Annotated in this window: 2 protein-coding genes; both read right to left on the bottom strand. The window is 49.3% G+C overall.

Annotation, left to right across the window (positions count from 1 at the left end):
* The coding region (gene rpoC, locus Q0Y54_RS10620; protein WP_297967525.1) for a DNA-directed RNA polymerase subunit beta' at positions 1 to 2,706 on the bottom strand (2,706 nt) is incomplete at its 3' end.
* A 20-nt stretch (positions 2,707 to 2,726) separates the two neighbouring features.
* On the bottom strand, positions 2,727 to 6,554 hold the full coding sequence (locus Q0Y54_RS10615) for a DNA-directed RNA polymerase subunit beta (RefSeq protein WP_297967521.1): 3,828 nt from the start codon (positions 6,552 to 6,554) through the stop codon (positions 2,727 to 2,729).
* Positions 6,555 to 7,084 lie beyond the last annotated feature (530 nt).

Raw genomic sequence — 7,084 nt, 5'->3', positions numbered from 1 at the left:
ATCGCTGTTGGAGGAGGAGCCCCGGAGAACAATCTCTGTTACTCCAGCCTCACCAATGGTCCTGAGGACCTCCTCATCAATGATTTGACCCTTTTCCACGATAACCTCAGCAGTAGCCGGGCTGAGAACATCAGAGGCCAAAATACGGCCTACCAAAAGGTCCTTGAGCTGTTCAACGGCTGCAGCTGCTGTTTCAGCCAGCTTGGCCCGCTCACGAATAAGGTTAATACCTACAACGTCACAGTCCTCCTCACGAACGATAACGTCCTGAGCCACGTCCACCAGACGGCGGGTAAGGTAACCGGAGTCAGCGGTTCTGAGTGCCGTATCCGCCAAGCCCTTTCTGGCACCATGGGAGGAAATGAAGTAATCGGATACGGACAGCCCCTCACGGAAGTTGGCTGTAATCGGAATTTCGATGGTCTTACCGGATGGATCCGCCATGAGACCGCGCATACCGGCCAGCTGACGCATCTGGGACTTATTACCGCGGGCACCGGAGTCAGCCATCATGGAGATTGGGTTAAATGGCTCGTTGTCAGCATAGTTGTCATACATGGCATCGGCAACCAGGTTGGTGGCATCATCCCATACCTTGCAGACCTTCTTATAACGCTCCTCATCACTGATAAGACCGCGCTCAAACTGGCGCTGGGTCTTCTTAACCTTTGCCTCGGCCTCCTCCAGGAGATGCTGCTTCTTCTCAGGCACCTTGATATCGGAGATAGCAACGGTCATACCGGCAATACAAGCGTAGTGATAGCCCAAATTCTTTACATTATCTATAACAATAGCCGTTTCGCTGGCACCAAGGGTCTTGAAGCAGATATCAACCAGCTTGCCCAGCTGCTTCTTGTTCATGAGCATACCAAGGGACCACTCGCCGGTCTCCTTATCCTGGTGGAACTGGCGCACGGCCTTCGGCAAGGTCTCATTGAAAATCATCCGGCCCAGGGAAGTACGAACCAGACCATAATCCTTGACCACATTGCCATCCTCATCCACATCCTTCATGCGGACCCTAATCTCAGCCTGAATATCCAGCTCCTGATGCTGATAAGCAAGGAGGGCCTCATTGATACCGGTGAAGATTTTCCCCTCACCCACAATAGGTCTGCCCTGACTGGAATTTCGTACAGCCGTCAGATAATAGGAGCCCAAAACCATATCCTGGGATGGAACGATGATAGGGCCGCCATCCTTAGGAGCAAGGATGTGATTGGCCGCCAGCATCAGCACACGGGCCTCGGCCTGTGCCTCAGCAGACAAGGGGAGATGGATAGCCATCTGGTCACCATCGAAGTCGGCGTTGTAGGCGGTACAGGCCAATGGATGGAGCTTCAGGGCACGGCCCTCAGTAAGAACTGGCTCGAAGGCCTGAATACCAAGGCGATGCAGTGTAGGGGCACGGTTCAGGAGAACCGGATGCTCCTTGATTACGCCCTCCAGTACATCCCAAACCTCGTCCTTGGCCCGCTCTACCATGCGCTTGGCGGACTTGATATTGTGGGCAACACCATCGGAAACCAGACGCTTCATAACGAATGGCTTAAAGAGCTCCAAGGCCATCTCCTTAGGGAGACCGCACTGATGAAGCTTCAGCTCAGGACCTACTACGATAACGGAACGACCAGAATAGTCTACCCGCTTACCAAGGAGGTTCTGACGGAAACGCCCCTGCTTACCCTTAAGCATATCAGACAGGGACTTTAATGGACGATTACCAGGCCCGGTAACAGGACGGCCCCGGCGGCCATTATCTATAAGGGCATCAACAGCTTCCTGAAGCATACGCTTTTCATTGCGGACGATAATATCCGGCGCATGAAGCTCCAGCAGACGTCTCAGGCGGTTGTTTCTGTTGATTACCCGACGATACAAATCGTTGAGGTCGGAGGTGGCAAAACGGCCGCCATCCAGCTGTACCATTGGCCGCAGCTCCGGCGGAATAACCGGAACAACGTCCATAATCATCCAGGATGGCTTATTGCCGGACTTACGGAAGGCCTCAACCACCTCCAGACGGCGAATGGCCTTAAGCCGGCGCTGCTGACTGGTAACTGTCTTCAGCTCATCGGTCAGCTCCTGATGCAATAAATCAAGGCGGCTTATGAGACCCTCCTCAGGCTTCTGCTGATCCTCAGGAAGATCCTCCTCCATTTCCACCAACAGCTCCTTGATAGCCTCAGCACCCATGCCTACCCTGAAGGCGGCAGAGGAATACTTGCTGCGGTATTCACTGTATTCCTTTTCACTCAGAAGCTGCTTCTTGCTAAGCTCTGTAGTACCTGGATCAATTACAATATAAGAAGCGAAGTAAAGAACCTTCTCCAGGGCCCGTGGAGCAATGTCCAGCACCAGCCCAAGACGGCTTGGGATCCCCTTAAAGTACCAAATATGGGATACGGGAGCAGCCAGCTCAATGTGCCCCATTCTCTCACGGCGAACCTTGGCCCGGGTTACCTCAACGCCACATCGCTCGCAAACAGTTCCCTTATGACGAATTCTCTTGTATTTGCCGCAATGGCATTCCCAATCACGGGTAGGTCCAAAAATACGCTCACAGAACAGACCGGAGGTCTCTGGCTTTAAAGTACGGTAATTAATGGTTTCTGGCTTGGTTACCTCACCGTAAGACCATTCTCTGATCTTATCAGGGGACGCCAGACCTATACGCATTGAATCAAAATTATTTACATCCAACAAGGGCGTGTCACTCCCTTCCATTATTCATTGTCATCATCATCGGCATTAACATCAACGATCAGGTCATTGTCGTCGGAATAATTATCCTCCATATCATCATTGGAAGCGTAATCATCCACATCCACCGGCCCATTACCGGAATCGTCCACACCATTTACATCAACATCCAGCTCATTGGCCGCATCCTTGATGTCATCGTCATCATCCTGAACCATGATTTCATTTGCATTCTCGTCCTGAACCTTAATGTCAAGACCGATACTCTGGAGCTCCTTGATAAGAACCTTGAAGGACTCCGGTACCCCCGGCTCAGGGATATTCTCACCCTTAACAATGGACTCATAGGTCTTAACACGTCCCACAACATCATCGGACTTAACAGTCAGAATCTCCTGCAGAGTGTATGCGGCACCATAAGCCTCCAGGGCCCAAACCTCCATCTCACCGAAGCGCTGGCCACCGAACTGTGCTTTACCACCCAATGGCTGCTGGGTTACTAAGGAGTATGGACCAACGGAGCGGGCGTGAATCTTATCATCTACCAGATGATGCAGCTTCAGCATATATACGCAGCCTACGGTTACCTTATTCTTGAATGGCTCACCGGTACGGCCATCGTAAAGAACCGTCTTGGCATCCTCATCCATACCGGAAGCGCGAATGGTATCAAATACATCCTTCTCCCGGGCACCATCGAATACCGGCGTTGCAATATGAACACCTGCAACATCGGACTTAGGCATACCGTATTTATCAAAATCATAACCAATTTCACGGAGACGCTTCTCTACAGTTGGGTCACCGTTTTTAATCTGAGTACCAATATTTCTTACTGCCATACCCAGATGAGTCTCCAGTATCTGACCAATGTTCATACGGGATGGTACGCCCAATGGATTCAGAACTACGTCTACCGGAGTACCATCCGGCAGGAATGGCATATCCTCTTCACGCATAATACGGGAAACAACACCCTTGTTACCGTGACGGCCGGACATCTTATCACCTACAGAAATCTTACGCTTCTGGGCAATGTATACCCGGACCATATTGTTAACGCCAGGATTCAGCTCATCGTTATTATCACGGCTATACACCTTCACATCAACAATCTTGCCGGCTTCACCATGAGGAACCCGCAATGAGGTATCGCGAACCTCGCGGGCCTTCTCACCAAAGATTGCCCTAAGGAGGCGCTCCTCGGCAGACAGCTCCGTTTCACCCTTTGGTGTTACCTTACCAACCAGGATATCACCGGTTCTTACCTCGGCACCAATGCGGATAATTCCATTTTCGTCCAAATCCTTCAGATTTTCCTCGGAGACATTTGGAATATCACGGGTAATCTCCTCTGGGCCCAGCTTGGTATCACGGGCTTCACAGTCATATTCCTCAATATGAATGGAGGTATAAATATCTCTCTTTACCAGGTTTTCACTGAGGAGAATAGCATCCTCGTAGTTGTAGCCTTCCCAAGGCATATAGGCAACAATAATGTTGTAGCCCAGTGCCAGCTCACCGTGGTCAGTAGCCGGACCATCAGCAATAGGCTGCTTGGCCTCCACCACATCCCCCTTATATACGATAGGGAGCTGGTTTATGCAGGTGCCCTGGTTGGAGCGCATAAACTTCTGGAGCTTGTACTCATCAATATCGCCCTCCTCCGTGCGGACAACAATCTTATCTGCACTTACGGAGTCCACTACACCGGCATGCTTGGCCAAAATCATAACACCGGAGTCGCAGGCAGCCTTGTACTCCATACCAGTACCCACCAGTGGAGCCTGGGTACGGAGAAGCGGTACAGCCTGACGCTGCATGTTGGCACCCATCAGTGCCCGGTTGGCATCATCGTTTTCCAGGAACGGGATCATGGCTGTTGCGATGGAAACAACCTGCTTTGGTGACACGTCCATGTAGTCAACCTTCTCACGGCGAACCTCAGTGGTCTCCTCGTGAACACGGGCTACTACACGCTCATTTACAAACCAGTCATTTTCATCCAATGGCTCATTGGCCTGAGCAATAACCAAAGTATCCTCGGCGTCAGCAGTGATGTACTTAACATCATTGGTAACCCGCTGATTTTCTTTATCTATGCGGCGATATGGAGTCTCCATAAAGCCGTACTTATTAATACGGGCGTAGTTGGACAGAGAACCGATGAGACCGATATTAGGACCTTCAGGGGTCTCAATAGGACACATACGGCCGTAATGGGAATTATGTACGTCGCGAACCTCGAAGCCGGCACGCTCTCTGGACAAGCCACCGGGACCAAGGGCAGACAGACGGCGCTTATGAGTCAGCTCCGCCAACGGATTGTGCTGATCCATGAACTGGGACAGCTGGGAGGAGCCGAAGAATTCCTTGATAGCGGCCACTACAGGGCGAATGTTAATGAGGTTCTGTACTGCGGAAATATCCTCCTGGGTTGACATACGCTCACGAACCACCCGCTCCATACGGGTAAGGCCAATACGGAACTGGTTCTGCAGCAATTCACCTACAGAACGGACACGGCGGTTACCCAGATGGTCAATATCATCGGTACGCCCTACCCCATGCATCAAATTCAACAGATAGCTGATGGAGGCAATAATATCATTGACAGCGATGGTACGCTTCTTGTCGATAAGGGTTGGGGAGCAAATCATATCCAGCAGCTCACCCTCATCATTAAGCTTTACCTGAATGATAATTGCCTTGCCCTCGCCGAAAATACCCTTTTCCTGATCGTCGGAAATTTCATCGATCATATCCTGAGTAATCAGTTCATCAGCGGGAACAACCACCTCGCCAGTCTCCTGGTTTACCAATGGCTCAGCCAAAACCTGGCCTACCAGGCGATGCTTCCAGCCAAGCTTTTTGGTAATCTTATGGCGTCCCACAGTAGCCAAATCATAACGCTTCTTGTCAAAGAACAGGCTGCGGAGCATAGAACGGGCATTATCAACATTAAATGGCTCACCCTGACGAAGGCGCTTGTAAATCTCATCCAATGCAACCTCCTCAATGCCTCTTGCCTCAATGCCTTCAGTGCCATCCCGCTCGAGAGTAGCTACAATAGCAGGATCATTGTTGAACAGGGCCAAAATTTCATCCTTGGTTCCAAAGGACAAATCGGAGGTCAGCACCTCGATATGATCCTCATTGCGGCCAGTCTCAGCGGCACTGGCCGTGCCATCGGCAAGCTGCTGGTTTCTTGCGATTTCTGCCTTGTTGATATAATCAAGGGCACGCAGGAAAACAGTTACAGGCAGCTTACGGGTTCTGTCAATACGAACAGAGATAACATCGTTGGTATCAGTTTCAAGCTCAATCCAGGCACCGCGATTAGGAATAACTGTAGCATTGAACAGGGATTTACCGGAGGAATCTACAGTAACACCGTAATAAGCACCTGGAGAACGTACCAGCTGACTAACGATAACCCGCTCTGCACCATTGATAACAAATGTACCGGAATCAGTCATCAAAGGAAAATCACCCATGAAGATTTCACTTTCATGGAACTCACCATTTTCCTTATTAATCCGACGAACATTCACACGAAGGGGGGCAGAATAGGTTGCATCCCGCTCCTTGCTCTCCTCCAGACTGTATTTTGGTTCGCCCAGAGAATAATCAAACAATCTCAATTCAATTTTGTTCTGAAAATCTGTGATTGGGGAAATATCCTCAAAGATTTCCATAAGGCCAGCGCCCTTGGTACCCTTTTCTACATTGCCAATAAACCACTCATATGACTTTCTCTGAATGTCAAGAAGGTGTGGCATTTCCATAACTTCTTTGATCTTGGCATAGCTATACCTGGTTCGTTTGCCTACCGGCACAGGATGAAACATTAAGTTCTTCACTCCTTAGCTAAAAATAAACTTCGTGCGAAATTTTATTTCGCACTACGCCCTTACAACGAAATCTAAAGCTCATCTGCATCCTTCGGATTTGATTCACTAAGATTTCGTAGTAAACTTCGTGCGAAACGGTTTTTCGCACTACGCCCTTACAACGAAATCTAAAGCTCATCTGTATCCTTCGGATTTGATTCACTAAGATTTCGTAGTAAAAAAATGACAAAAAATCCGCACACGAAAAATAAACAGATTCACAACACCTCTTCATGGGCTAAAACCACACGACGCATTGCCAAATGTTTAAAAACACCTGATGAATCCATTTAATACCCCTTGCACGAACTTATTTTACTTTTTCATGTGACCAAAGTCACTTCTACAGCTATTTTCCTGTAGCAATTAATTTTACCAATATATATTATCTATGTCAAGAAATTATTGAAAACAGACCACTTTGCTGGAAAGCAAACTTCGTGCGAAACGGTTTTTCGCACTACGCCCTTACAACGAAATCTAAAGCT

The organism is uncultured Anaerovibrio sp. (assembly GCF_947302755.1).
In the GTDB taxonomy this organism is placed as follows: domain Bacteria; phylum Bacillota; class Negativicutes; order Selenomonadales; family Selenomonadaceae; genus Anaerovibrio.
The sequence above is the reverse complement of the archived record's forward strand: the minus strand, read 5'-3'. Positions and strand labels throughout refer to the sequence as shown.

Excerpts from the sequence above, each read along its gene's own strand:
- Q0Y54_RS10615 (WP_297967521.1), bottom strand. The coding sequence starts at position 6,554 with ATGTTTCATCCTGTGCCGGTAGGCAAACGAACCAGGTATAGCTATGCC.